This is a genomic window from Oxalobacteraceae bacterium OTU3CINTB1, from assembly GCA_024123955.1.
Lineage (GTDB): Bacteria > Pseudomonadota > Gammaproteobacteria > Burkholderiales > Burkholderiaceae_D > Rugamonas.
Genome location: CP099652.1, coordinates 13,776 through 39,556 on the forward strand (window position 1 = coordinate 13,776; position 25,781 = coordinate 39,556).

Sequence of the window (25,781 nt, forward strand, 5' to 3'; positions counted from 1 at the left end):
GTCCTAATCCAAAAGTTCGATCACATATTTTGCAAAGGATGTTTTGGAGGTAAATTTCTCCGTCAGGCCTTGTTCATTTGTCTTACCTTCAAAAACCTGGCCGTCTTCTAGCGTAATGCGATAACGTTTCGCCGCCAGCGGCTCATCGGTTATGAGATCGGTGACAAGAACATGCTGATCGTGTTCGACATCCATCTTGGGCAGACTCAGGTTCACCGGAGAGCCGCTTCCACCACTTTCATGGCTAAATTTCGATGACTTGATCGTGTGGGCGCCGCTGCTCTGCTGGGTGATTGAACCGCCACCGAAGTCAACTTGACAGCCTTGCGCCACAAACTTTACTGCCGGTGATTGCAATTCAATCCCTTCGTTGGCAATCAGTTTGATGCGCTTTAACGAAGTGATCTCGATGTCGCCATCCTGGGCTTGGATGCGAATGTTTCCACTTGCCGCAATCAACTTGATGCCGAGCTTAAAGGCAAACACGCTCACGCCTTGAGTCGCGCGAAGCATCAGATTGGCGCCAGTTGAAAGTCTCGCATTTTCGGCGCTTGTTATATCTACAGACGACTTTCCCGACAGCCCTAGCGCTTTTTCGCTTCCGATGAAAGTTCCATCAGTCGAACATATGGCAACGAGGGGTTTGCCTCCTTGTGCCATAGCTTGGTTCCCTTTAGAAGGGTGGCCGCTATCCCAACCGCCGATGTTATCCACTAGCGCTGTAAACTCTGAACCCCCAGCAGAATCTTCGGCGAGCTTTTCAGCAAGGCTTGCAAGTTGCCCGGACACTTGCCGCGCCATCTCCGCATTGCTGATGAGTTCTTCCCTGCTTAACAGCCGCCCCCCTGCGTCTGTCCGCTGACTCGCATTGATCAGAACTCCTTTGACTGCGCGAATCGAGATAGCTTTCTCGCTGCGCAACTCTGCTCCCTCTCCCCGTGGCTCACCGACACTATTTGCTCTAGGTTGGGTGAGGTAACCTAGGTTCAGTTGTGTATTGCCGTGTTCGCTGGCCAGTTGCGCGCTGATTTGCCCGCTCGTATCATCGAAAAGCAACTGGTTAGAACGCGCGCCTTGCACTTCGCGGCTCTTGATTCCAGAAAGGTAGCGATTGCCAGGCAGATCTCCAATATTGCTCAACGCAGGCGGCTGCGCCTGCTGGTTGTAGAGCTGCCCCACGATCACCGGCTTGTCAGGATCGCCGCCAAGAAAATTAACCAGCACCTCCGTCCCCACACGCGGCAGGCCAATAGTTCCGCACTGCGCCACGCTGCCCGGCCCATTCCCCGCCCAATTCGACGCCACGCGCACCCAGGCCGAGTCGCTGTCGTCATTCGATACCCCCGAACCATCTGCATGCACATGATCCGCCGCCCGCGTACCCGGGAACCGAATCTTCACCCTCCCCATCTGATCGCAATACACCTCCTCGCCCTTCGGGCCGACGACGATCGCGCTTTGCATCAGCGCCTGCGGCAGGTCGGTGCGCGCGTCGTACGCCGGCACGATCTTCACGCCGCGCCGCACCGCCGTGAACTGGACATGCATGCGCAGCGCGCCGGACGCCATCCTGTCCGCTATCTCCTTCTGCGTCTGCGGCTCCTGCGCGCTCTGCGTCCAGCGGCTGCGCGAGAACAGGCGCTCCACGCGTTCGGCCAGCGCCTTGGGCAGGTTGTTCTGCGCGTTTACCTGCAAGGCCGTGACGACGAAGTCGCGTTCCTCGCGCGGGTGCTGGTCCACCTCCGGATGCCCGCTCAGGGTGAAGTACTCGCCTGCGCACAGATCCCGCACGCTGCCTTCGCCGTGGAAGCACTTCGATTCGAGATCGTGGCGCGTCATGTGCAGCCTGCCAAGGCGGCACAAGTCGTCGACGTCGTCGCCGGCGTGCGGCATCATCACCTGGTAGTCATCCAGGCTGGCGGCCAGCTCATTGCCGCTGACGCCCTGATCGACGCCGCTGCTGGTCTGGGCCATCATGTAATCCGATCCTTGCGGGTGGCGGTAGTCCCAGCTGTGCCGCGTCACCACGCCCGGTTGCAGGGTGCGCACCGCGCCCCACGAGGTGATCGTGTCGCGCTGCTCGGTGCCGGCGTCGCGGTGGTAGCGGATGGTGCCGGCGACGTTCTGGCGAAGGCTGTCGGCGCTGTTGAACAGCACCAGCGTGTGCGTCGGCACCTGGCCATTGGCCTCGGCGCGCACGTACCAGCCGATGCCGCTGCGCTTGAGCAGGCGGCGGATGAAGGCGGCGTCCGATTCGTTGTGCTGCATGGTGAATTCGCGCTTGGGGTATTGCTGCAGATGGAAAGCCTCGTCCACTTCGTCCATGAAGCAGACACCGAGCGTGGAGCTTTTTTGCCGCCATTCCTGGAGAATCTGCCGCACGATCTCCACTTCATCCATCTGGCGGAACACGCGCGTGTTGATGCGCTTTTCCAGGATCGCCAAGGCGTCGCGCAGCACCAGCTGGTAGCTGGCCAGGCCGCCGTCGCTGTCGCCGGAACTGGCTTCGGTGACGATGCCGCAGACGCTGCGCAAATCTCCCTGGTCGGTGACGAATTGCAGTGCGGCCGGCACGGCGATCAGCTGCTTCAATGGCAGCGTGGCGTTGGACGATACGCACAGCACGCGGTAGTCGATGCCGCCACACAGCGTCTCGGTGCCGAACACGCGCTGCGGCAGCAGCATGTCGTCGTTGACGCCGCCCGGCAGATCGAGCTTGAGCCGGATCGGCCGGTTGAAGGTGACCAGTTCCTTGGGCATGCTCATGAAGCTGAAAAAGTCTTTATCGCGTTCCACGGTTGCTCCTCTGGTTTGCGGCGGATGTGGCGGAAGGTCAGGCCAGCGGCAAGGCGCCGCTGCGCGGTGCGCATCGCAGCACTTCCTTGCCGCTGGCTTGGGAGACGATCACCAGCTGGGTGTAGCTGTTCAAGTGGACGGTCAGGCTAAACAGGTGGTCCAGCACCTGGGCGAAGACGTGGACGCCGGTGTCGGCGTACGCCGCTTCGTCCAGGGTGGCCGTCACTTCGATCCCGCGCAGGTAGGCGCTGTCGCTGGCCGTCCGCATCCAGGCCGAGGACGGACGGTGCGACAGGCCGGCGATGCCTTCGATCTGACGCTGGGCGATGGCGTTGTCGCGCTGCGCGTACAGCCGCAGCGTCGCGGCCAGCGCGGGCAGGCCTTCCTGCGTGAGCGTGCGGTGGTTCGGCGCCAAATGGGCGATCAGCCCCCATAGCCTGTTGTCGTGCGATGCCTGCGGATGCGACATGGTCGGGCGGAGCAGCATGCGGATCGGGAAGTTACCGGTGGATTTGACGGCGCGCAGGTCGCCGTCGGTCCGTCCGCACTGGAGGTTTTGCGGCAGGTTGCGGTTGGTGCAGGTGACTTGTACCGATGCCGTGCCGTCTTCCATCCGCAGTGGCGCCAGTTCCTGGTCGACCAGCGTCAGCGAGACACCGTGGTCGGTACCGCCGCCAAGATCGTCACGCTGCTCGAGCCAGTAGTGGCCTTTCCCGCTGGACGCCCCCTGGCGCAGTGAGTAGTACGGCGAGAAGTCCTGGATGCTGCTGCCCTGCTGCAGTTTCCTCACCAGCTGCACCGCGTCGACGCTGTAAATCTCGCAGTCGCCGGGCGGTACCGCGTCCAGCACCACCGGGTAGCTGCGGCGCGCGGCGACAGCGCGGATTAACATGGGCCTGGCCGCCTTGTCGAACAGGTTGACGATCGGTGTGCAGCCGAGCACCAGATTCGCTTCGGTCAGTGTGCGCAGCACGCGCGCGGCTTGTGTGGCGGGACCGACGCCGGCCAGCGCCAGGCGCAGTGTCAGCCGGGTGCAGTCGATGGGGATGGCGGTGGTCAGGGCGCCAAGGTCGATGTCGAAGAAGTCGAATTTTTCGGGGAAGGCGAAGTACTCGCTAAGCAGCCGATACGCGCCGTGTTCGGACGGTGCGGCCGGCAGCAACGCTTCGTCGTCGGCAAAGCCCACCGGTGCGATGGGCGGCTTGGCCAGCATGCGCCATTGGCTGGCGGCCTCCACGCAGGCGCAGGCGGTACGCATGAACAGCGCGTCGCGCAAGGCGGCGCGCAGCGTGGCATCGGCGTCGATGAAGACGCGCATGGTGCTCAGGCCCTCCAGCGCCAGGCCGCGCGCGACGCCCGTGCTGTCGATCGTGATGCAGATGGCGGCGCCGGCGTCGGGCGGCAGCGCCATCGTCGACGGTACCTGGATGTGCGGTTCGAACCATGCCGCGCCGATGGCGACCGGGGCGACCGTGGCGTCGTAAACGGTGCGAAAGCCGCAGCTGACGGCGCTGGGCGCCAGCGATTTCATGGCGGCGCCGCGCGGCAGCACGGCGACGCTGCTGACCGAGTTTTTCGGCGCGCCGCTGTAGTCGATGCGGGCGATCGAGCACGATGGCATCGGCCGAAGGTGGTGCGGGTACAGCATGCCGAGCAGTGCTTCGGTGAAGCCGGAGTGGCCGTCGTCCAGCCGCTTGGCGACGCTGGCGTTGAGGAAGGCGGAGGACTGGATCAGGCGTTCCACCTGGGGATCGGCACAGGTCTCGCCGCGTATCTGCAGGCTGCCGGCCAGCTGGGGATACCGGCCGGCGAACTCGGCGCCGGCGCGGCGCAGCTGGCTCAGTTCCCGTTCGAAGTACGGCAGTAGTTTTTCCATCGCGGCATCCATCGCAAAGTGGGTAGCTTCAATGCCTGAAGGCAACGAGCGGACTGCACAGGATGTCGATCATGTCATGGCGCCGAGGGGGAGTTTTTGAGGTGCCGCAATGTGCCGGAGTCAACGACGGAAACGCAACACGCCAGTGTCGAGGCACAGCTGAGCACGATTCAAATCACTCTTGTAAATATGCAAATTCTAGGGTGTAATCTTGTTTGGATTGCATCACGTCAGTCGCTTTTCCCCAGCGCCATGCATCGGAGTGTGAGTCACATGTCAGAACCGATTCCATCACAGTCAGGCGAGTCCGACCCGCTCGCTTTGCTCGCCGGTTTTTCGCAGGGCACGCGGCTGCTCAAGCTCACCACGCCGCTCGGCGGCGACGTGCTGCTGGCCGAATGCGTGCGCGGCGAGGAAGGCATCGGCACGGGCTTCAGCTTCAAGATCGCCGCGCTGTCGACCGACGCCGCCATTTCGCTCAAGTCGCTGATCGGCCAGCCGGTGCTGCTGGAGTTGATGACCGCCGCCAGCCGCGACCAGCTGCGGCCGTTCCACGGCCATGTCACCGCCATCGACATGGCCGGCGCCAACGGCGGCTTCGCCCGCTACAACCTCACCGTCGAACCCTGGACCGCCTTCCTCGCGCGCGGACGCGACAGCCGCATCTTCCAGGACATGACGGTGTTCGACATCCTCGATACCGTCTTTAACGCCTACCAGGGCCAGGGCAAGCTGGTGCCGGCCTGGCGCTTCGACATCCTCGACAGCGCCGTCTATCCCAAGCGCAGCATCACCACCCAGTACCAGGAAAGCGACCTCGCCTTCGCCCGGCGGCTTATGCACGAGGAAGGCCTGTTCCATTACTTCGAGCACAGCGGCGACGCCGCCAGTCCCGGCCTGGGCAGCCACACGATGGTCATTGCCGACCACAATGGCAGCTTCAAGCCCAACGCGCAGGCCAGCATCGCGTTCAGCCAGCCCGGCGCGACCATGAAACAGGACACGCTGGACCGTTGGCGCACCGAGCTGCGCCTGCAAACCAACGCCGTCGAACTGAGCAGCTGGGACTACCGCTCGCTCGACACGCGCGCCGTCAGCGCAGCCAGCGCGGACGGCGGCGACGGCGCGCCGCTGGTCAGCCGCGACGCGCCCGGGGCCTACGCCTACCAGTCGCGCGAACAAGGCCAGCGCATCGCCGACAATCAGTTGCAGGCCTTCGAGGCCAGCAAGGAGATCCATGTCGGCGCCGGCACTGTGCGCACGCTCGCGCCCGGCACCACGTTCGCCCTCACCGGCCAGGCCCAGTTCGATCTGGCCGGCAGCGACGACGAGCGCAGCTTCCTGGTGGTGCGCACCGTGCACCTGATGCACAACAATCTCAGCGCGGAGCTGAAGTCGACCCTGATGCAGCGGCTTGGCGAAGGCGCACTCGACGCGCTGATTGGCAAGGAGGAGAAGACCAGTCTGCACGCGGTCGGCAAAGCGATGGGCGAGCGCCCGTTGTACCGGGTCCGCATCGATGCGATCCGCAGCAATATTCCATACCGCTCCAGCGGCACGGACGCGCACGGCCAGCTGCTCCATCCGCGCCCGACCATTCACGGCCAGCAGACCGCCATCGTGGTTGGCCCGCCCGGCGCGCCGATTCACACCGACCGCGACCACCGCGTGAAAGTGCAGTTCCACTGGCAGCGCGGCGCGCAAAGCCACAGCCGCTTGGCGCATCCGATGCCCGACGGTCACACCGGCGCGCCCGGTGACGACCAGGCCGGCACGTGGGTGCGCGTGGCCACGCCGATGGCGCCGGTGGCCGGCGCCAACTGGGGCAGCAGCGCCCTGCCCCGCATCGGCCAGGAAGTGCTGATCGATTTCCTGGAGGGGAACATCGACCGGCCGGTGGTGCTCGGCACCGTCTACAACGGACGCGGCCAGGCGGATGCGCAGCACAATCAGGTGGCCGGCGGCGCCGGCGTGGCGACCGGCAACGCGCCCGCCTGGTTCCCCGGCGAGGCCGGCGGACACGCACACCCGGCGGCACTGTCGGGCATGAAGACGCAGGCGATCCAGTCCAGTCAGGGCGGCAGCGGCGCCTATAACCAGTTGGTGTTCGACGACAGCCCGGGGCAGTCACGTCTTGGTCTACAGAGACATGCGACAGCGCACCAGGGCACGGCTGAGTTGAATCTCGGCCACCTCCTGCATCAAAGCGACAACCAGCGGCTGAACGCGGCCGGCTTCGGCGCCGAGCTTAAGACCGAGCACAGCATTGCCGTGCGGGCCGGCAAAGGTGTTCTGCTATCGACCGACGCGCGCGGAAGCGCCACCGGCAGCCAGATGGATTCGAAAGAGGCCATCACGCAGCTGGAGGAAAGCGTGCAGCTGCAAACCGATCTCGACGAGATGGCGCAGAAGCACAGCACGTTGACGGTCGGCGGCAAGGCCCCCGCAACCGGGCAGGCAACGCCGCTGCCCGCCATCGCCCAGCTCAAACGCAGCATGGACGTGCTGGGCGCGGTGGAATCGGACGTGCCGGCCTACAGCGAGCCGCATCTGCAATTGAGTTCGCCGGCGGGTCTCGCAGCCAACACGCCGGCCAACGCGGTGCTAGGCGCAGCAGGCAGCAGTTTGACCGCCGGCTACGATATCAATTTGGCGTCCCAGCGCAACAACTACGCGAGCGTGAAGGAAGGCATCAAGTTCTTCACCTACGGCAAGGCGACCAATGCGCAGAAGCCCAACCAGGAGGTGGGCATCCGCGTGCACGCGGCCAGCGGCAAGGTCAGCAGCCAGAGCCAGGCCGACGAGACCAGGCTGACGGCCGACAAGGCGCTCACCGTCGCCAGCACGGCCAAGGGCATCACCGTGGCCGGCAAAGAGCATGTGCGGCTGACCGCGCAAGGCGCGCATCTCAAGCTTGAGGGCGGCAACATCGAGCTGCACGGGCCGGGCAAGATCGAGTTCAAGGCCAGCATGAAGGAGTTGGCGGGGCCGATGAGCGCGACACCGTCGCTGCCGGCCTTGCCGCAGGCGGCCGATCTCGATAACTCGATCGAGATCCTGTTCCATTACGACGATCTGGCGCCCATCCCCGGCGCCGCCTACAAGGTCACGTTCGAGAATGGCACCGTGCGCGAAGGCAAGCTCGATGACAAAGGGCACGCCTTGCTGACCGGTACGCCGCCGGGCGAGTATGTGGTGGAGTATGGCGACGATCCGCGTCCGTGGAAGCCGCCTGAGGAAGAAACGCCGGAGTATAAAAAGCCGGACTTCAAGGCCGCGATGGACGCGGAGATGGAACGCGAGCGCAAATTGCGCGAGCAAAGTCAGGGGTGGGTATGAGTCTCGTCGACGATTGCATGAAATTCCTCGAAGACCTGATCATGGGCGACTTCAACGAGGACCAGATGGTATCGGCCCAGATCATCGGCGGCCTGATCTCGTTGATCCCCGTGGTCGACCAGGTGATGGACGTGCGCGATGTTTCAGGCAGCCTGTACCGGATCAACAAGCAAGGCGGCTTTGCCAAGGCGACCATCGATCAAAAGATTTATCTGGGCTTCGCCGCCTTTGGCGTGGTGCCGGAGGTGGGCAGCGCGTTCAAGACCGTGTTCAAGCCGCTGTACAAGGAACGCAAGGCGCTCAAGGGCGCGGTCAACAGCGGCGTGGCGATGATCGAACGCATGCTGTCGAAGAAAAAAGGCGGCGCGCTGGCGTGGGTCAAGGCGCTCGACTGGGCCGGCAACACCCAGGCGGCGATCGTGCAGGCGAACATGGCGCTGGAGAGCTGCATCGCGCTGCTCGACTACATTGGCCAGGGGCATTGGTGGTGCCCGGACCACCTGGAGCAATTGGCGCGCGACGTTTCGCCGGGTATCAAGAAAATGCGCGGGCAGTTGGCTGCGCCGATACGGGAGGCATCGGGGTACATCAAGGCGTTCATCACCGATCTGTTGGGGGAGCATGCGGCGGCGGTGGTGATGACGGTGGCGAGCAATGCAGGGAGCATTCCGCGTGGTGGGCATCATGGGGCGGGGGCGAGGGGGGCAAGCGCCAATAGTCATTTGCGGGTGGCCGATAAGCCGCGACTGAACGGGCGTACCACTACCGGTAAAATCGCCAACGTGGTGCAGCGCACGGCTTTTCAGGCTTACAAGGGATTGGAGAACGCTGCTAAGGGCTTGCTGGGCGAGCACATCGTCGACCACCATGTTATCGAGCACAAAGGCTGGGGACTTAGCTGGAACCGGCATGACATGATTGGCGGCCCTGGCAAAAAGACCGCCGGTTGGCAAAGCGAGTTTAAAAAGCTTAACGACGACGAGATTCCACTTTACCTTTGCACGCCGAGCGTACATGTACTGACTCACGGCATAGACTCTCTATGGCTGACAAATCGCCCGCCCCCCCACCAATTTGCCGTTGTTGAGGCAAAGGCCAGCATGAGCCCAGCCGCGAAATTATTGCCTATGCTGGGTGAAGCAAAGGCTGCCGGTGGTGCCCCCACAGGCGCGACAGGTCGACGGCAAAAAAAAGGTTCAGGACCGCGGACGACAGGCCAAGGCGGTGCTTCTAAGCCGGGTCTGGTCATGCAGATGAGTCGGATATGGATTCATGATCGTATCCAGAAAGACTTTTCGAAATATCGCGTACGCATGCTAAAAAATGGTACCAACTACTCGAGGCATGTGTTTTTGGTTTCGCCCCTTCAAGCCAGCGAACACATTATCGCTATGGAAAAGATTATCAGTGAGGGATTAATTAGCAAACCGGTGGCAGCGCAGAAGTATGCCGCCGATCATAGTCGTCACGACGTTCAGCGCGAATTCGGCGAAAGCGATCTGGATGGGGCCGAAGCGGAGTATAAAATCAGTGGCAAGCCGCCTCGTTCAGGACCAGGAAAAAAACGTAAAAAATAGGTACCGAAATATCATGGAAAAATCCAATTTCATTAGTAGAAGGCGTCAAAGTTATCTTGACGAAGAAAGCTACATCAATACAGTCAAGCAAATTGAGACCGAGAATGCGATTCCAACCGTCCCAGGCCTCTCGCAAGAAGATTTATGCACCAATTTTTCTTTAAATGCACAAGACCACTGGATAATTTTCCAGCTAAAATTTACTGCCGGCGAAAGCCTCACAGAGCTGGCGAGCTCTCTGGATGAAATTGTTCTCGCATATGAACAGTACGTCGAAGCCATTGATGAACTACCAGATGACAAATATCATCCGCCCTTCATGATGAACGACATGATTGACACCTATGTCGATTATTTAAATCTTCTTTGTGCCGCAATTTTATTGCGTCGTGAGGACTTGATAGCAAGAATATGCGCGCTTAACGAAGGAACCGACTTCGATCAATCCGATGCGGTGTTGGAGGAATTATTCAAATTTTTCCTTGCGGACCGCCCGAACTTGGATTATTGGCTATGGGACAAACCATATCGAAAGCTGCTTGATGCTATCGACAGCGATACGGTGCCCGAGATGGAGCAGGCGATGAAGATCTACGTTAAGAGGTGGTACGCCGACATGAAAGGGCTCGCCCATTTCTGGAATAAGCATGAAAAGATCAAACCTGATTTCACACCGTACTATGGCTATTGGGCAATGTGCGCGGCTGCCTTTACCTATCTCTACAATCTTGACGACTCGTCATACCGTAACGAAACCGTGTATCCCAAAGACCTCGTTGATTACGCACGTAGCATCCCACGCTACGATGAAAACCAACAGACCATTGCGAAGCCGTTACGGGTAGCGGGTGGGGAGCCGTGTCCAAAGTCCGGCCTTTGGTTTACGCCGGCAAAAACGGACAGCGAAGGACGTTTTTCCGCCGGCGTCACAATGCCAGACTTCCCGGATGCGCAGTACGGTCTTACTATTTGGCAGTGGCTGTCCAATTAAAGGCGGGCACTAAACTTTTTGAGGAAGGCACGTCCTGCCCCGAAACAAGGCTCCGCCAATGAAAAATTCAGAATTCAGAAATAGGCGGCGCCAAGGCTTTCTAGATCAAGATAGCTGCGGCAGCACGATTGCCCAGCTCGAGGTTGAAACCGGTCGGCCCTTAGGTCCCAGCCTATCCCAAGAGGATCTATGTAGAAATCTGCGAGCAAGGGCATTTGACAGTTGGGTCATCTTCAAGCTGAAATATACCGCCGGCGAAAGCCTCACGGAATTGGCAAACTCGCTTGACCATGTCGTCGCTTCCTACGAACTCTACGTCGAAGCGTTGGACGAGCTGCCGGACAGCCAATACCATCCGCCGTTCATCATGAACGATCTGATAGACACATATGTTCGGTACTTGAACATCGTTTCTGTCGCCATCCTATTGCGGCGTGAGGACTTGATAGAAAGAATCTGTGCGCTAAATGAAGGAACAGATTTTGACGGAGTCGATGCAGTGCTAGAGGAACTATTCAAGTTTTTCCTGCCAGATCGTCCTGAATTGGATCACTGGCTATGGGATAAGCCCTACCGCAAACTGCTCGACGCTATCGACAGCGATACGCCAGAAGAGATGCGAACCGAAATGAAGCGCTACGTGAAAAACTGGTATGCCGATATGAAGGGGCAGGCCCACTTCTGGGGGCAGCATGAGAAAATCAAGCCAGAGTTCACTCCCTACGACGGCTACTGGGCGATGTGCGCGGCGGCATTCACCTACCTCTACGACATCGACGACTCGGCCTACCGTAACGGGACAGTGTATCCCAAAGACCTGCTCGATTACGCACGCAGCATCCCACGCTACGATGCTCAAGAGACGATGACCAAGCCGTTGCGCGTAGCAGGTGGGGAACTCTGTCCGAAGTCCGGCCTATGGTTCACGCCGGCAAAAACGGACAGCCAAGCGCACTTCGCCGCAGGAACGGTCATGCCAGACTTACCGGATGCACAATACGGCCTGACGATTTGGCAGTGGCTGCGAGGCCAATAAATTTTTGGGGACTTGCAAATGCCGACACCAATCGAGTTCGACAATCGTCGACGCCAAATTTACCTCGACGAAGAAAGCTATCGAAATACTGTTGCCCAGCTAGAGGCCGAGAATGCTATCGAGTCCCCACAAAATCTACCTCTGGTCGACAGGTGTAGGGATCTGCAAATGGCGGCCTTGGATAGCTGGATAATTTTTCAGCTGCGCTATACGGCTGGCGAAAGCCTAGCGGATCTAGCGAATTCCCTGGACAGCATCGTCATCGCTTATGAGCGCTGGATTGCGTGCCTGGATGAGGTTCCAGACGACGACTACTACCCTCCATTCATCATGAACGACATGATCGACACGTATGTCGGCTATCTGAACATGGTAGCCGTCGCAATCCTGTTGCGCCGGGAAGATTTGGTGCCAAGAATTTGCGCTTTTAACGAAGGTACGGATTTTGATCGCGTTGACGCCGTGCTAGAAGAACTTTTTAAGCTTTTCCTCCCGGACCGCCCATGGCTTGATTATCTCCTCTGGAAAAAACAGTATAAGAAGCTGCTGGACGTCGTGGATAGCGATACCCCGGAAGAGATGGCCGCAGAAATGCGCCAACACGTAAAAAAATGGTACACCAATATGAAGGGGAAAGCTCACTTTTGGGGGAAGCACGAAAAGATCAAGCCGGAGTTCACTCCGTATTTCGGATACTGGGCCATGTGTTCGGGCGCCTTCACCTACCTCTACGACATCGATGACTCCAGCTACCGTGACGAGTTGGTATATCCCAAAGACCTGGTCGATTACGCACGCAGCATCCCGCGCAAAACAGACGTCCTGTAACGAAATCAACTATGAAGAATTTGCCATTTCATGAACGTCGCCGTCAGCAGTTTCTTAACGAAGATCTTTATGAGAAAACACGTGCGAATCAGATATTGCTGATTGAAGGCCAACTTAAAAACAAGCAATTTCCAGAAACGGCCGAGGACCAGTCCATCGCTCATCGCTTTCTCTACTTGGAAGCTTTCTGGATCTGGATGATCGACTACACAGCAGGCGTTCCGGTTGCGGAATTAGCGCCACGGATAGCTTGCATAGTCGACGCGTTTGAGGAATGGAACGATATCGAACAAGCGTTCCAAAAAGAGGCCACGCTGGAGTTCCCGGAATACGGACCGTACAAATACCGCGCCGCACCGGACTTTTCAATCCTGTTTGATTATGAGGACACCCTTCAGCTAGTGAGCATCGCCATATTGCTGCGTGATCTCCACTCGGTCAAACGCATCATTCACATACTGCGAAGCCACCGAGGCGAAGATGGGCTCTTTGAACAATTAATTGGCGGATACATCGAAGATGGCATGGCGCTGTCGTCGTGCGTGCTTGAGGACCCGTACAATATCCTGCTGCAAGTCTTCTATGAAGAGGACGAACAGAAAACGCTCGACCTTGTTCAGCAGTATCTCAAGGAATGGTATCCCTCCATGAAGGATCATCCGCGCTGGTATGACGAGCACCTGAATGTCAGCAAGGAGGGCTACGCCGGCTATTACGGCTACTGGGCATTCGAGGCGGCTGCGGCGGTCTACCTCCTGGACTTGGACGACAGCCAGATCAACCACTTGGTCTATCCAAAAGACCTGCTGGACTATGGCCGTAAATTGCGGAGAGAGGAACTCTACACCAGCCAGGATGCTGCATCTTAGTCCGCCCCTATCGCGGGACGTGCAAACGAGGGAGCTATAATGGGCTATCAACCTTCCGATATCACCTGAACAATCGTCTCGCCGAACGCAGCCGTGACTTTTTCTCCGCGTTCGCGCGTCTCGAGGAAACGCTGGCTCAACCTGAAGATTCGTTTCTGCGCGACGCGTCCATCCAACAGTTTGAATTCACGTATGAGCTTGCGTGGAAGGCGATTAATCTTTGGCTGGAAACCCAAGACATCGTCGTGCTCAGTGCCAAAGAAACGTTACAGGCGGCGCTCGAACCGGGGCTGCTGGTGGACGGAAACGGTTGGAGCCAGTTATATCGCATGCGCAATCTGACCAGCCATACCTATGACGAAGCCCAGGCGCTGCTTGTCTATAGGTTCGTCAAAGTCGATGGCGTGCGACTTTTCTCCGAGCTCGCTGCGAGGGTACGGACATGGGCACAGTAGCGGACAAAACATTTCCTTTCGGGCTGAGTGAACCGATCCGCGAGTCGCTGCAGCGGATCGGGCGTCAACCCTAATCCGCCAAGCGCCGCCAATAACACTTACTTCGTCACACGATCCCAACCGGCCCGCACCGCCTCCTTGAACTTTTCCCAGTTCGACTGCGGATAGGTGTTCTCCCAGGTCGTGCGCAGCTCGGGCTCGGCGTGCTCCCACGGCTTGTCTTGATACGCCGGGCTGCCGGCCATCGACTCGCCATACTGATACGCCGGGTTGTATTCCTGGTACGTGCCGCCGGTATAAGTCTTCTCCCAGTGCGAGCGGAAATACTCATCGCCGTCGCTGTCGCCACGCAGGATGTTCAAACTATCCTGGTTCGCCCCGCTATCAAGCTCATCCACACGCTCGCCGCGCAGGATATTCAGGCTGTCCTCGTTGGCGCCGGCGGCGACATCGCGCGGATAGATGCGCATGCCGCTGCGCTGCACCGTACGCTGCCCCTCGGCCAGCGGATCGCCGGCGAACGGGCCGTCCGGCGAGATCATCTCGCCGCGCTGCAGCGAGCCCTGCGTCAGCATGCCCTGCTCGGAGCGGACGAACTCGACCGCCTCCTCGCGCGGACGGATGCCGTGCGGCTCGGGTGCGCTTTGCAGCGCCGGCTCGGGCGTGCTTTGCAGCGCGCCCATCGAGGTTTGCTGCATGCCGGTGCCGCTGCGCAGGATTTCAGCGCCGGTCCAGCCGCTGGCGCGCCACATCGTTTCATGCTCGTCGATGTCGATCGGGTTGAAATCTTCGACGATGTCGGCGGCCAGGTCGGCCTTGGCCAGGTCCTCGGATTCGACGGTCAGCACGGTGTGTCCGCGATTCAGCGCTTCCGCGTAGACGTGGCGGTCGGCGTGCTCGCGGCCGATCAGCTCGCTGAACATCTGCTTGACGTTGCCAAGGATCGACGCGTCGTCGTCGATGCGGGCGCGCCCGGCGGCACTGCTGGAATCGCTGATCTGGATGCTGCCGCGATCGAAGCCATTCAAGATCAGTTCTTCCTGAGCCTGGGTGGCCTCGGCGCGGGTTTCAAAGACGGCTGCCAGTGTGTGGGTCATGATGGGCTCCTTCGGTTAAACGGATGGGGTCGATACGAAAAATTAGTCTACGTGGTAAGCAGCAAACTCAGCGCCCGCTTGCCTGTAGGAAAACCAATCGTCCTTTTTCTAGCGGGCAAACGGGCGCTCACCCGCGCGGCGCGGACGTAGACTGGCTATCCCGTTGCTAGCGCCGGCGCACCTCCAAATGGCCACCGAATCCGACATTCCACCGCAGCAAGCCGCCGAAGGCGAGACGGTCACGCTGCCCGTGCTCCAGGAGCAGCTGCACGTGGACACGCGTCTGGCCGACACCGGCCGTGGCGTGCGCGTGCACAAGCTGGTGCGCAGCCATCGGCAGCAAGTCGATCAGACCTTGTGGCATGACGAAATCGACGTCCGGCATGTGCCGGTCGACCGCGTCGTCAGCGCGCCTCCCGCCGCGCGCTATGAGGGCGACACCTTCATCGTTCCGGTCCTGGAAGAAGTGCTGGTGGTGGAAAAGCGCTACCGGATCAAGGAGGAACTGCACATCACGCGGCTGCGCCACGCCAGCCAGCACCAGGAAACGGTGCCACTGCGCGCGGAGCACGTGACGGTCGAGCGTTTCGACGACGGGGACGGCGGGCAACCCTTAACCACACTCACCAAGGAAGCAACCATGGCACACACACTGGCGGCAGTATTCGAACAACGCGGCGATGCCGACCGCGCCAAGGCAGAGCTGCTCAACGCAGGTTTTAGCAGCAGCGCAGTACGGCTGGCCTCGGGCACCGGCACGCTTACACAAGAGAGCACACAATCGGGCAACGCAGCGGGCAGCGCAGCGGGCACCGACGACAGCATCGGCGGCAGCATCATGCATTTCTTCAGCAGCATATTCGGCAACGACGAGCACGCCGATAAACAGGCCTACAGCAGCGCCATCAACCGGGGCCACACCGTGCTGACGGTGGACGCCGGCACCGAAGGCGACATCGAACGCGCCGCCGACATCATCGAAGGCTTCGGCCCGCTCGACATCGACGAGCAGCAGGGCTTGTCGGGACAAGTGCCGCCGCAAGCCTACCAGGGCGCGCAGCAGGGCGGCATGGCGAGCGCCTCCAGCTCGATGCAGGACGCGCAGGCGGCCATCCCCGGTTCGATGCAAGGCGCGCCGTCGGCAACCACCGCCACCATGCAAGGCGCCATGGGCGGCATGCAAGGCGGCGCCACGTCGGCCGAGGCCGGCTCGATGCAGCGCACCACCACGGAGGAGCAGGCGATCCCCGTCATCCAGGAGGAGCTCAAGGTGGGCAAGCGCACCGTGCAGCGCGGCGGCGTGCGCGTCTACCAGCGCGTGATCGAAACGCCGGTGCGGGAAGACGTCACCCTGCGCGAGGAGCACGTGACGATCGAGCGTCATCCGGTGGACCAGGCCATCGCGCCGGACCAGGTGCCGGCGTTCCAGGAAAAATCCTTCGAACTGCGCGAAAGCGCCGAGGAGGCGGTGGTGCAAAAGACCGCGCGCGTGGTCGAGGAGGTCGTCGTCGGCAAGGAGGTGTCGCAGCGGCAGGAGCAGATCAGCGACACCGTGCGCAGCACCGACGTCGAGGTCGAACAAATCGCGCCCGACCTCGACACCCACTTCCGCACGCACTGGCAAAGCAACTACGCCAGCGGCGGCGGCAGCTACGAGGACTACGATCCGGCCTACCGCTATGGTTCGTCGATGGCGTCCCACGACTCCTACCGGGGCCGGCAGTGGAACGACGTCGAACCCGAGCTGCGCAGCAACTGGGAAAGCAGCTATCCGCAATCGGGATGGGAGAAGTTCAAGGCGGCCGTCCGCGAAGGCTGGGATCGCATGACGTCCTGAGGCGGCCTCGTCCGCCTTATAATGGGGGAATACCCTCCTTCAGGATAACCGGACATGCTGAAAACCGCCCTGCGCATAGCGGCCACGTTGCTGACGATCTTGCCGCTATGCGCCTCGACCACCGCGCACGCCGCGCCGGGGGAATACATCATGATCGCGCCGCTGGACCAGGCCATGCCGATCGTGCGCTTCGAGAACGGCATCCTGACGGGCGGCATCCTCAAGGACCTGGGCGACGCCATGGCCAGGCGACTGGGGCGGCGCGCGGTCTATATCAGCGTCGACGTGCCGGACGTCAAGCAGGTGCTGACCAGCGGCCGCGCCGACGGCATGTGCTATGTGATGCCGTTCTGGATCGATGGCGACTACAACTGGAGCACGCCGCTGCTGCCGGACACCGAAATGGTGGTCGCGCGCGGCGACGCGCCGCAGGTCGGCTCGTTGCGGGGCTTGCGCAACAAGCCGGTGGGCACGGTGGCGGGGTACCGCTATCCGCGTCTCGAGCAGGTGCTGGGCAAGGGATTCGCGCGTGTCGATGCGCTCACGATCGATCAAAATGTCCAGCAGATTTTGGCCGGCAAGACGCAGTATGCGGTGATCGGCGAGACCACGATGTCCTACCTGCAGCGCCAATATCCGGCGCTGCATTTACGTCCCGAGCTGGTTTTTATCAATTTCAAGGCGCAGTGCGCGTTCTCGCGCAAATCGCAAGTGCCTTTCGAGCAGGTCAATAGTGTCATAGAGACCATGCTCAAGGATGGCAGCGTCGAGCAGATTTTGGCGCGGTACCGGTAAGCGATCACGCGCCCAGGGTATCGGCCCAGATGTTGCGCGCCCAGTTCATCGCATATTCGCCCTCCAGCGCGCTCGGTCCCGTCGATACGCCTCCCGAGCCTGACACGACCAACAACGTCTTCTGCTCCGCGTTGTACGCGTGAACGGAAGCGACATGAATCACATCCTTGTCCGACACAAAGCTGTAGCAGGTATTGGTCAGCATCGGATGCGGATCGGGCGCGCGGCCGTTGAGCAAATCCACCACCGCCGCCGCGCACACCTTGGCATGCTGGTTGGCCATGTGCGCCGACTTGGGCATCAACGGCGACACCTGAATCGCATCTCCCAGCACGTGGATATTCTTCGCCTGCGTCGATTCAAAACCGAGGAAGTCCACGCCACACCATCGGCCGTTGGCATTGGCCAAACCACTCTGCACCGCGATCGCCCCGGCCCGCTGCGGCGGAATCACATTGAGCACATCCGCCCGCACCCGATCCCCCAGTTCCGACACTGCCGTACGTGATGCCGCATCGATATCGGCGGTTCTGAAGGACGGCCGGTATTCGATAATGCCGCCATAACGCTCCTTCCACACCTTCTTGAACAGCGGCCCCTTGGACACCACATCGTCATTGGCGTCCAGGATCAGCACCTTCGATTTCGGCTTGTGGCGGCTGAAGTAGAAGGCGATCTGCGACGCGCGCTCATACGGTCCCGGAGGGCAGCGATACGGCGCCGGCGGAATGGTCATCGCGAACACGCCGCCGTCGGGCATCGCCTCCAACTGCGCCCGCAGCGCGACAGTCTGCGCGCCGGCCTTCCACGCATGCAGCACCGTCTCGCGCGCGCCCGGCTTCAGCATGCCGGGCAGCTGGTCCCACATGAACTCCACGCCCGGCGACACGATCAAGCGGTCGTAGGACAGCGTTTGCCCGCCGGCCAGCGCCAGCGTGCGTTTGCCGGCGTCGATGGCCGTCACGGTATCGCGCAGGATGCGCACGCCGTGTTTGCCGGACAGCGCGTCATATGACAGCGACAAATCGGCGATGCCGCGCGACCCGCCCAGCACCAGGTTCGATAGCGGGCAAGAGATGAAACCGGCATCCGGCTCGATCAGCGTGACATCGATCGCGCCTTCGCTCCACATGCGCACATAGCGGGCGGCGGTGGCGCCGCCGTAGCCGCCGCCGACCACCACCACCTGCGGCCTGGCCTTGCCGCCGATGCCGGCGCAACCGGCCGCCGATGCCAGCAAGGCGCCTGCGCCGGCGGCCTGGATGAATTGACGGCGCTTCATGGCGTCGCCTTCTTCTGCGCGGCGAAGAAGGCCGCCAGCAGTTCGATCTGTTCGTCGGTGTAGCCCTTGGCGATTTGCGTCATGATGGTCGACGGGCGGGCGCCGGATTTAAAGGCCCGCAGGCTGGCGGCCAGATTTTCGCGGGGCTGCCCGGCCAGACCGGGCAGGGTTGCGAAATTCGGCGCGTTTTTGGTGTCGCCATTGGTGCCGTGGCACGCGGCGCAGTTGGCGGCGAGGCGCGCACCGGGGGAAATGGTTGTCGCGCCGGCACCGGCGGCAACCAGCGACAGCCCCGCCATAGCTAGAATCTTCAATAACATCAGCACTCCCCCAAAAAATAAACCGACAACGGAGACACGTAGGGCGGATTAGCGTAGCGTAATCCGCCAATGCATGCTCCGTCGACGGCTCACAGATGGCGGATTACGCGCTGCGCGCTAATCCGCCCTACGTGCATCCACGATCTTCATGCGTCATCGTGCGCCTACGGCCTTACCCCTGGCGTCTCCATCTTCATACCCTTGTCGCGCACGGCCAGCCAGGCTTCCAGATCCACCAGCTCCTGCGCGCCGAACGCCGGCACCTCGGCGCGCACGCCGCTCATGCAGTTGCGCAGCCGACGCTGTAAAGATCCCATCGCCTGCCACTCCAGCCGGTAGATCGGATACGCGGCGGCATGCGCCTGCGGTATCGTGCTGCCGGCCAAACGTCCGCCCGCTCGCTGATCGTGACACTGCGCGCACGACAAATTCAACTGCCCGATGCGCTGCACATACAGCTCCTTGCCGCGCGCGGCCGACGCCTTGGTCCCCGCATCCTGCGGCGGCTCCACCGGCATGCCGCGCGACTGCATCGCCACATATGCCTCCAGCCCAAGCAGCTCCTCGCTCTCGGCGCGCAGCGCCGGCGCCTGCTGCTTCTCCTGGCGGCACGCATTGATGCGCTGACCGAGATTGATCGTCATCTTGCTCCCGGCGTGAAAAGCCGGGTAGCGGGCCGCCACGCCGCGCATGCTCTGATTCGCCTCGCCATGGCAGCTGGCGCAGGACTTGCCGCTCTTGCCGGCCGCGGCGCCCCACTGCGCCTCGCCACCACTGATCCACAACATCGCCGGATTGAGCGTGTCGTCGCGCTGCATCGCCTGCGTGGAAGCGCTCATGAACTCACTGCCGGAGCGGCGCGCATCCTCTGCGCTGACAGCGCCCAACATCAACGCCCCGGCGAGGCAGCACAACGCGCCGCCCAAGCTGCGGCTCATGCCGGTGCCACCGTCAAATTCATCTTCTCCGTCTGGGCGAAGCCGTTATCGCCCTCCCACGTGAACTCCAGTGTCCCAGTCTCCATGGCGACCGTGAAGAAGCTGATATACGGATTGGCGGACACCGCCTGATGCAGCTCGGCGCCGAAGACCTGTTCACCGTTGTAGCGGCATGCAAACTTGCGGATGATGTCGCGCGGGATAAGCTTGCCGTCGGCGCCGGGGCGGTAACCGGTCTCCATCGGATGTCCGATCAGCGCGCGGATCTCGATCACTTCGCCGCGCCTGGCCGTTGCCGGCATATGGATCAACGCGCGCGCCATCAGGGAGCCTCCCCTTCGATGCAGGCCGCCAGCGCCACGATCACGCTCACGGATTTGGACCGGTAACTGCCGTCGCTCATGCGCGCCACCGCCGTCAGCTTCTGCGAGGTCGCCAGCCGAATGCGCGTCGACACCTGCGCCTTGCCGGCGCGCGGGCCAAGCGTGAACACCACCACGTCGGTCTGTGGATTGCGCTCGTTGAAAATGGCGATCGCGCTGACATGGTCGGCGGCGGTCATCGCACTGTCGACGGCGATCGTCACCGGCACCGCGTTGCCGTTATCGATCAGCTGCGCGATCTCGAACGTCACCTTGCCCTCCGTCGGCTTGGCGCCGCCGGTGAAGGTATCGATCGCCGCCGCCATCTCCTCGGTGGTGGCGAAGGCCGGGCGCACCAGCGCCAGCATCGCCAGCCCGGTTCCTGCGGCGGCCAGCATATCGCGACGCTTCATGGTGTTTGCTCCTTCAGCGTCAGCAGCCAGGCCACGACGTCCTCGATCTGCTGCGCGGTCAATATCGTCTTGTCCCGGAAGGCCGGCGCCACGCGGTTCAGGCCATCGGTTTTGTAATAGGAAGGCATGATCGTCTCGGGGTTGAAATGGCTGGCATCCACGATGCGCAAGCGAAGCTGTGCCGCGCTCCACCGCCGACCCGCGCCTTGCAGGTCGGGCGCCAGATTGCCCTGGAAGCGTTCTTCGGGAATCGGACCGGTATGGCACAACAGACAAAGGCTGGCCTGCCGGCTGGCCACCAGCGCGCGGCCGCGCACCGCATCGCCGGCGACAGCGCCGGCCAGCGGCGCGGCGATGCCGTCGCCGGAGATCACGTAACCGGGATCGGCGGCGGCAGGCGGCGCGACGGCAACCGCCACCAAGGCGATGGAGGCCGCCAGCGCCAACCACGCCGCCATTCTTCCTACGCCTTCTTCAAGCTATGGTTCTTCAGCGGCAGGTCGCGTATCCGCTTGCCGGTGGCGGCGAAGATCGCGTTCAGCACGGCCGGCGCGGCCACCGCGATGGTCGGCTCGCCCACGCCGCCCCAGAATCCACCGGACGGCATGATGATGGACTCCACCTTCGGCATCTCGTCGAGCTTGAGCACCTGGTAGGTATCGAAGTTGGACTGCTCGATCTGCCCATCCTTCAAGGTGCACTCGCCGTACAACGACGCCGACAACCCATACACGAACGAGCCTTCGATCTGCGCCTCGATCTGCTGCGGATTGACCGCGTAGCCCGGATCGGTCGCCGCGACGATGCGCAAAATCCTGACCTTGCCGGTTTTGGCATCGACCGACACCTCGGCACATGCGGCAACGTAGCTGCCGAAGCCCATCGTCTGCGCCAGGCCGCGATACACGCCCTTCTTCGCCGGCTTGCCCCAGCCGGCCTTCTCGGCCACCGCGTTCAGCACCGCCAAGTGCTTGGGATGCTCGGCCATCAGCTTGCGGCGCAGCGCCAGCGGGTCCTGCTTGGTGGCGAAGGCTATCTCGTCGAGGAAGCATTCCAGGTAAATCGTATTCTGGTTCAGGTTCACGCCGCGCCAGAAGCCCGCAGGCACCGGCGGATTGCGCATCGCGTGATCGATCAGCAGATTCGGGAACGAATAGCCGATCGACGCCTCCGGCCCCGGCGCGTTAAGCCCCTGGAACACCACAGGGTCCTTGCCATCCTTGATGGCCATACCCAGCGAAGCGAGGATCGACTGGCCGGCGATGCGCATGTGCAGGCCGGTGATATTGCCCTTGGCATCCAGGCCGGCGGTCAGCTTGCACTGCGTGATCGGATGGTAGCGGCCATGCAGCATGTCCTCTTCGCGCGTCCAGATCAGCTTCACCGGTACGCCCGGCATCTCCCTGGCGATCTTCACCGCCTGCGTCACCCAGTCGTGCGAGGCGCCGCGCCGTCCGAAGCCGCCGCCCAGGTGCATCTTGTAGACGTCGCACTTGGCCGCCGGCAGACCCGCCGCCTCGGACGTCGCGGCCAGCGCGGCCTCGCCGTTTTGCGTCGGCGTCCACACTTCGCAACGCTCCGGCGTCCAGAGCGCGGTTGCGTTCATGGTCTCCATCGTCGCATGGTTCTGCCACGGGTACGAATACACCGCCTCGATGGTGCGCGCGGCCGACTTGATCGCCGCCCTGGCGTCGCCGTTCGAATTGCCGACCACGGCGTCGGGCGCGTCCAACGCCGCCTTCAACGTCGCCGCCACGTCCTTGCTCGACAAATTCGCGTTCGGCCCCTTGTCCCATTCGATGGGCAAGGCATCCAAAGCCGACTTGGCGCGCCACCAGGTGTCGGCCACCACCGCCACCGCGCTGTCGCCGACCTTGAACACCTTCTTCACGCCGGGACGCTTTTCGATCGCGCTCGCGTCGAAGCTCTTGACGGTGCCGCCGAACACCGGACAATCCTTGATGGCCGCGTTGAGCAGGCCGGGCATCTTGATGTCCATGCCATAGATTTGCGCGCCGGTGGTCTTGTCCACCGTGTCCAGGCGCGCCAGGCGCTTGCCGACCAGCTTCCAGTCCTTCGGATCCTTCAGCATCACCTCCGCCGGAGGGCTCAGCTTCGACGCCGCCTCCGCCACCTTGCCGTAGCTGATGGAGCGTCCGCTCGCCTCGTGCGTGATCACGCTGACGGCCGCCACGCATTCGGACGAGGGCACCTTCCACGCATCGGCGGCGGCCTGCACCAACAAGGTGCGCGCGGTGGCGCCGCCCTTGCGTACCAGGTCGTGCGATTCGCGGATGCCACGGCTGCCGCCGGTGGAGAAGCTGCCCCAGACGCGTTTGCGCGCCAGGTTCTGCCCCGGGGTCGGATATTCGGTGGTGACTTTGCTCCAGTCGGCGTCCAGCTCCTCCGCCACCAGCTGCGCCAGGCCGGTCAGCGTGCCCTGGCCCATCTCGGAGCGGGCGATGCGGATCACGATGGTGTCGTCCGGCTTGACGACCACCCAGGCATTCACCTCCGGCGTGCCCTTGGAGGCCGGCGCGCCCTGCGCCACCGCCTCGAACGGAATATGAAACGCCACCACCAGGCTGCCGGCGGCCGCGCCCTTGAGGAAGCCGCGACGCGAGACCGAACTTACAGGTGCGCCGCTCATACCTTGCCTCCTTCCACGTGCTGGATATTCAGGCCGGCGCTTTTCGGATCGCCGCCCTTGACCACCACATGGATCGCCGCCCTCACCCGGTTGTAAGTGCCGCATCGGCAGATATTGGTCATCGCCATATCGATGTCGGCGTCGGTGGCCTTCGGCTTGTCGCGTATCAGCGCGGCGGCGGCCATGATCATGCCGGACTGGCAGAAGCCGCACTGCGGCACGTCCAGCGCGGCCCAGGCCTTCTGGATCGCGTGCGAACCGTCCTTGGACAAGCCCTCGATGGTGGTGATCTTTTGTTCGGCGGTGACGGTGGACACCGGCCGCACGCAGCTGCGCGTCGGTTCGCCGTCGATATGTACGGTGCAGGCGCCGCATTGCGCCACGCCGCAGCCGTACTTGGTGCCGGTCAGCCCCAGTTGTTCGCGTATGACCCACAACAACGGCGTGTCATCCTCCGCCTCGAATTCGCGCACCGCGCCGTTGACGTTCAATTTAGCCATGCACTTCTCCTGGATTCTGGTTGCCGATTACACCGCTGGTGATACTACACCCACTACATTAACTCTGCAGCATGTATGAAATATTTCCATTCTTGACTTGGATCAAAGTTTTTCGTGCTTCACATCAATAGACTTTGAATCGTTACCGAGTGACTAAACCAAGACGACATCAAAGAGGAAGTGAAATGAGCAAGACCAAAGCAATCGCAGCAGCAGTAATGGCCACCCTGAGCCTGACGGGTGCCGCAATCGATACCGCCGTGGCGCAGGAGTCGCCAAAAGCGCCATGGCTGGTGCGCGTGCGCGCGGTGAACCTGAACACGGCCGACAAGTCGGCCCCGGTCGCCGGCGTCGGCGCGTCGGACCGCATCACCGTCAGCGACAAGACCATCCCCGAATTCGACGTCTCCTACTTCTTCACCGCCAACCTGGCGGCGGAGCTGGTGCTGACCTATCCGCAAAAGCATAACGTCTATCTCGACGGGACCAACATCGGCACCTTCAAGCATCTGCCGCCGTCGCTGCTGTTGCAGTACCACTTCACGCCGGACGCGCCGCTCAAACCCTATCTCGGCGCGGGCGTCAACTACACCACCTTGTCCAAGGTGCGCCTGCTTAACGGCCAGGCCAGCCTGGAACACGACAGCGTCGGACTGGTGGTGCAGGCGGGCGTCGACTACGCCATCGACAACCAATGGTCGCTCAACTTCGACGTCAAGAAAGCGCAGATCCGCAGCGACGTCATGATCGGTGGCGCCAAGGCCAGTCGCGTCAAGGTCGATCCGCTGATGATCGGCGTGGGTGTCGGCTATCGGTTTTAAAACACGATTCTAAACCGCCGAATAGCGTTCCGCCATTTTCTGTTCGCGGAACGCTTCCGTCATAAAATCCACGAATGCCCGCGTCTTCGCGGGCATCAGTTTTTGGCTGGTGAAGTATAGCGAGATCGCGCCGATATCAAGATACCAGTCGGGCAGCACGCGTTGCAGTTCGCCGCTGTCCAGATGCGTCCCCAGATCGGTCATCGCCAGCATCGCCACGCCCATGCCCAGCAAGGCAGCGGTGCGGATCGCATCGGGATCGTTCAGGAACACGCGCGGCCGCAGCACCGCCGACATGCCGTCTCCCGCGCGATCGCGCATCTCCCACGACTTGGCCCTGCCGCTCTGCGGCGAACGCATGACGATCGCGTCGAGGTCCGCCAGGTCCGTCGGCGTCACCGGCGGCTTGCATCCCTTCAGATACGCGGGCGATGCCACCAGCACGCCGTGCACCGGCATCAGCTCGCGCGCCACCACACCCGGCGCCAGCTGGAAGCCGCCGCCGATCGCCGCATCGAAGCCGCCGGCTACCAGATCGACGCGCCGGTTTTCCACATGGACGTCCAGGGTCAGCGCCGGATAGCGCGCCATAAACGCCGGCATCAGCGGCAACACGTGACGGCACCCGAAGCCCGGCGCCATGCTCAGTTTCAGCACGCCGGCCGGCTCGCCCGCCTTGGCCGTGACCTCCGCGATCGCGCCCTGGATGCCGTCCAGCCCCGCGCCGACGGAATTGAGGAACCGCTCGCCGGCCTCGGTCAGGGTCAGCCCGCGCGTGGTGCGCTGGAACAGCCGCACGCCGAGGTTGCGCTCCAGCTGCGCCACATTGCGGCTGACGGCGGCCGGCGTCAGCGCCAGGCGACGCGCCGCCGCCGAAAAGCTGGACGACTCCGCGCTGCGGACGAAGGATTCAAGGTTGGACAGGGTTTCCAATGCGATGCTTTCAACGTTTGCTTGAAGCTGATACTACCAAGCTACGACTACCCGTAGCAAGTGACG

The 25,781-nt window shown here is 62.1% G+C and carries 22 protein-coding genes; 10 read left to right on the top strand and 12 right to left on the bottom strand.

Annotated features, from left to right (window positions below; all coding sequences use genetic code 11):
• Positions 1-3: 3 nt before the first annotated feature.
• Positions 4-2,796 (bottom strand): type VI secretion system tip protein VgrG, encoded by a 2,793-nt coding sequence (locus NHH73_00060; GenBank protein ID USX26727.1) that lies wholly within the window; start codon positions 2,794-2,796, stop codon positions 4-6.
• 37 nt (positions 2,797-2,833) lie between these two features.
• Positions 2,834-4,672, bottom strand: a complete 1,839-nt coding sequence (gene tssF / locus NHH73_00065; GenBank protein ID USX26728.1) for a type VI secretion system baseplate subunit TssF — start codon at positions 4,670-4,672, stop codon at positions 2,834-2,836.
• A gap of 273 nt (positions 4,673-4,945) precedes the next feature.
• On the opposite strand from tssF, the gene vgrG reads away from it, so the two are divergent.
• The 7 genes from vgrG to NHH73_00100 all read left to right on the top strand — a co-directional run bounded on the left by vgrG (position 4,946) and on the right by NHH73_00100 (position 13,767).
• Positions 4,946-8,011 carry a type VI secretion system tip protein VgrG gene (gene vgrG, locus NHH73_00070; GenBank protein ID USX26729.1) on the top strand — a complete coding sequence of 1,022 codons (3,066 nt, stop codon included), beginning with the start codon at positions 4,946-4,948 and terminating at the stop codon, positions 8,009-8,011.
• Positions 8,008-9,588: a hypothetical protein gene (locus tag NHH73_00075; GenBank protein ID USX26730.1), complete on the top strand. Its 1,581-nt coding sequence runs from the start codon at positions 8,008-8,010 to the stop codon at positions 9,586-9,588. Before vgrG ends, NHH73_00075 begins: the two co-directional genes overlap by 4 nt.
• Positions 9,589-9,601: 13 nt before the next feature.
• Complete coding sequence (locus NHH73_00080) at positions 9,602-10,579, top strand: DUF1911 domain-containing protein (protein USX26731.1); 978 nt, start codon at positions 9,602-9,604, stop codon at positions 10,577-10,579.
• A gap of 58 nt (positions 10,580-10,637) precedes the next feature.
• Positions 10,638-11,615, top strand: coding sequence for a DUF1911 domain-containing protein (locus NHH73_00085; GenBank protein USX26732.1), 978 nt, complete (start codon positions 10,638-10,640; stop codon positions 11,613-11,615).
• 18 nt (positions 11,616-11,633) lie between these two features.
• Positions 11,634-12,443, top strand: a complete 810-nt coding sequence (locus tag NHH73_00090; protein USX26733.1) for a DUF1911 domain-containing protein — start codon at positions 11,634-11,636, stop codon at positions 12,441-12,443.
• An 11-nt stretch (positions 12,444-12,454) separates the two neighbouring features.
• Positions 12,455-13,312: a DUF1911 domain-containing protein gene (locus NHH73_00095; GenBank protein ID USX26734.1), complete on the top strand. Its 858-nt coding sequence runs from the start codon at positions 12,455-12,457 to the stop codon at positions 13,310-13,312.
• Positions 13,313-13,443: 131 nt separating this feature from the next.
• Positions 13,444-13,767, top strand: coding sequence for a nucleotidyltransferase substrate binding protein (locus NHH73_00100; GenBank protein ID USX29753.1), 324 nt, complete (start codon positions 13,444-13,446; stop codon positions 13,765-13,767).
• 98 nt (positions 13,768-13,865) lie between these two features.
• Here NHH73_00100 and NHH73_00105 read toward each other — a convergent pair whose 3' ends face one another.
• A complete protein-coding gene (locus NHH73_00105) occupies positions 13,866-14,864 on the bottom strand; it encodes a hypothetical protein (protein ID USX26735.1) in 999 nt (332 codons plus the stop codon).
• Positions 14,865-15,051: 187 nt separating this feature from the next.
• Between NHH73_00105 and NHH73_00110 the strand changes: the two genes are divergently transcribed.
• Both NHH73_00110 and NHH73_00115 read left to right on the top strand, forming a co-directional pair.
• On the top strand, positions 15,052-16,701 hold the full coding sequence (locus NHH73_00110) for a YsnF/AvaK domain-containing protein (protein USX26736.1): 1,650 nt from the start codon (positions 15,052-15,054) through the stop codon (positions 16,699-16,701).
• Between the two features lie 54 nt (positions 16,702-16,755).
• Positions 16,756-17,496: a transporter substrate-binding domain-containing protein gene (locus NHH73_00115; protein ID USX26737.1), complete on the top strand. Its 741-nt coding sequence runs from the start codon at positions 16,756-16,758 to the stop codon at positions 17,494-17,496.
• Between the two features lie 4 nt (positions 17,497-17,500).
• Here the strand turns inward: NHH73_00115 and NHH73_00120 are convergent, their stop codons facing one another.
• The 8 genes from NHH73_00120 to NHH73_00155 all read right to left on the bottom strand — a co-directional run bounded on the left by NHH73_00120 (position 17,501) and on the right by NHH73_00155 (position 23,961).
• Entirely contained in the window at positions 17,501-18,778 is a 1,278-nt protein-coding gene (locus NHH73_00120) for an NAD(P)/FAD-dependent oxidoreductase (protein USX26738.1), read from the bottom strand.
• Positions 18,775-19,098 carry a c-type cytochrome gene (locus tag NHH73_00125; GenBank protein USX26739.1) on the bottom strand — a complete coding sequence of 108 codons (324 nt, stop codon included), beginning with the start codon at positions 19,096-19,098 and terminating at the stop codon, positions 18,775-18,777. Before NHH73_00125 ends, NHH73_00120 begins: the two co-directional genes overlap by 4 nt.
• 164 nt (positions 19,099-19,262) lie before the next feature.
• Positions 19,263-20,036 (bottom strand): sulfur oxidation c-type cytochrome SoxA, encoded by a 774-nt coding sequence (gene soxA, locus NHH73_00130; protein USX26740.1) that lies wholly within the window; start codon positions 20,034-20,036, stop codon positions 19,263-19,265.
• Positions 20,033-20,359 (bottom strand): thiosulfate oxidation carrier complex protein SoxZ, encoded by a 327-nt coding sequence (gene soxZ, locus NHH73_00135; GenBank protein ID USX26741.1) that lies wholly within the window; start codon positions 20,357-20,359, stop codon positions 20,033-20,035. The genes soxA and soxZ overlap by 4 nt, the downstream gene beginning before the upstream one ends.
• A complete protein-coding gene (locus tag NHH73_00140; protein ID USX26742.1) occupies positions 20,359-20,811 on the bottom strand; it encodes a SoxY-related AACIE arm protein in 453 nt (150 codons plus the stop codon). Before NHH73_00140 ends, soxZ begins: the two co-directional genes overlap by 1 nt.
• On the bottom strand, positions 20,808-21,269 hold the full coding sequence (gene soxX / locus NHH73_00145) for a sulfur oxidation c-type cytochrome SoxX (GenBank protein USX26743.1): 462 nt from the start codon (positions 21,267-21,269) through the stop codon (positions 20,808-20,810). The genes NHH73_00140 and soxX overlap by 4 nt, the downstream gene beginning before the upstream one ends.
• A 5-nt stretch (positions 21,270-21,274) precedes the next feature.
• Positions 21,275-23,461 carry a molybdopterin-dependent oxidoreductase gene (locus tag NHH73_00150; protein ID USX26744.1) on the bottom strand — a complete coding sequence of 729 codons (2,187 nt, stop codon included), beginning with the start codon at positions 23,459-23,461 and terminating at the stop codon, positions 21,275-21,277.
• Positions 23,458-23,961 carry a (2Fe-2S)-binding protein gene (locus NHH73_00155; GenBank protein ID USX26745.1) on the bottom strand — a complete coding sequence of 168 codons (504 nt, stop codon included), beginning with the start codon at positions 23,959-23,961 and terminating at the stop codon, positions 23,458-23,460. Before NHH73_00155 ends, NHH73_00150 begins: the two co-directional genes overlap by 4 nt.
• 218 nt (positions 23,962-24,179) lie before the next feature.
• Between NHH73_00155 and NHH73_00160 the strand changes: the two genes are divergently transcribed.
• Positions 24,180-24,782 (top strand): outer membrane beta-barrel protein, encoded by a 603-nt coding sequence (locus NHH73_00160; GenBank protein USX29754.1) that lies wholly within the window; start codon positions 24,180-24,182, stop codon positions 24,780-24,782.
• 9 nt (positions 24,783-24,791) lie between these two features.
• On the opposite strand, the gene NHH73_00165 is transcribed toward NHH73_00160, so the two are convergent.
• Positions 24,792-25,715 (bottom strand): LysR family transcriptional regulator, encoded by a 924-nt coding sequence (locus NHH73_00165; protein USX26746.1) that lies wholly within the window; start codon positions 25,713-25,715, stop codon positions 24,792-24,794.
• Positions 25,716-25,781 lie beyond the last annotated feature (66 nt).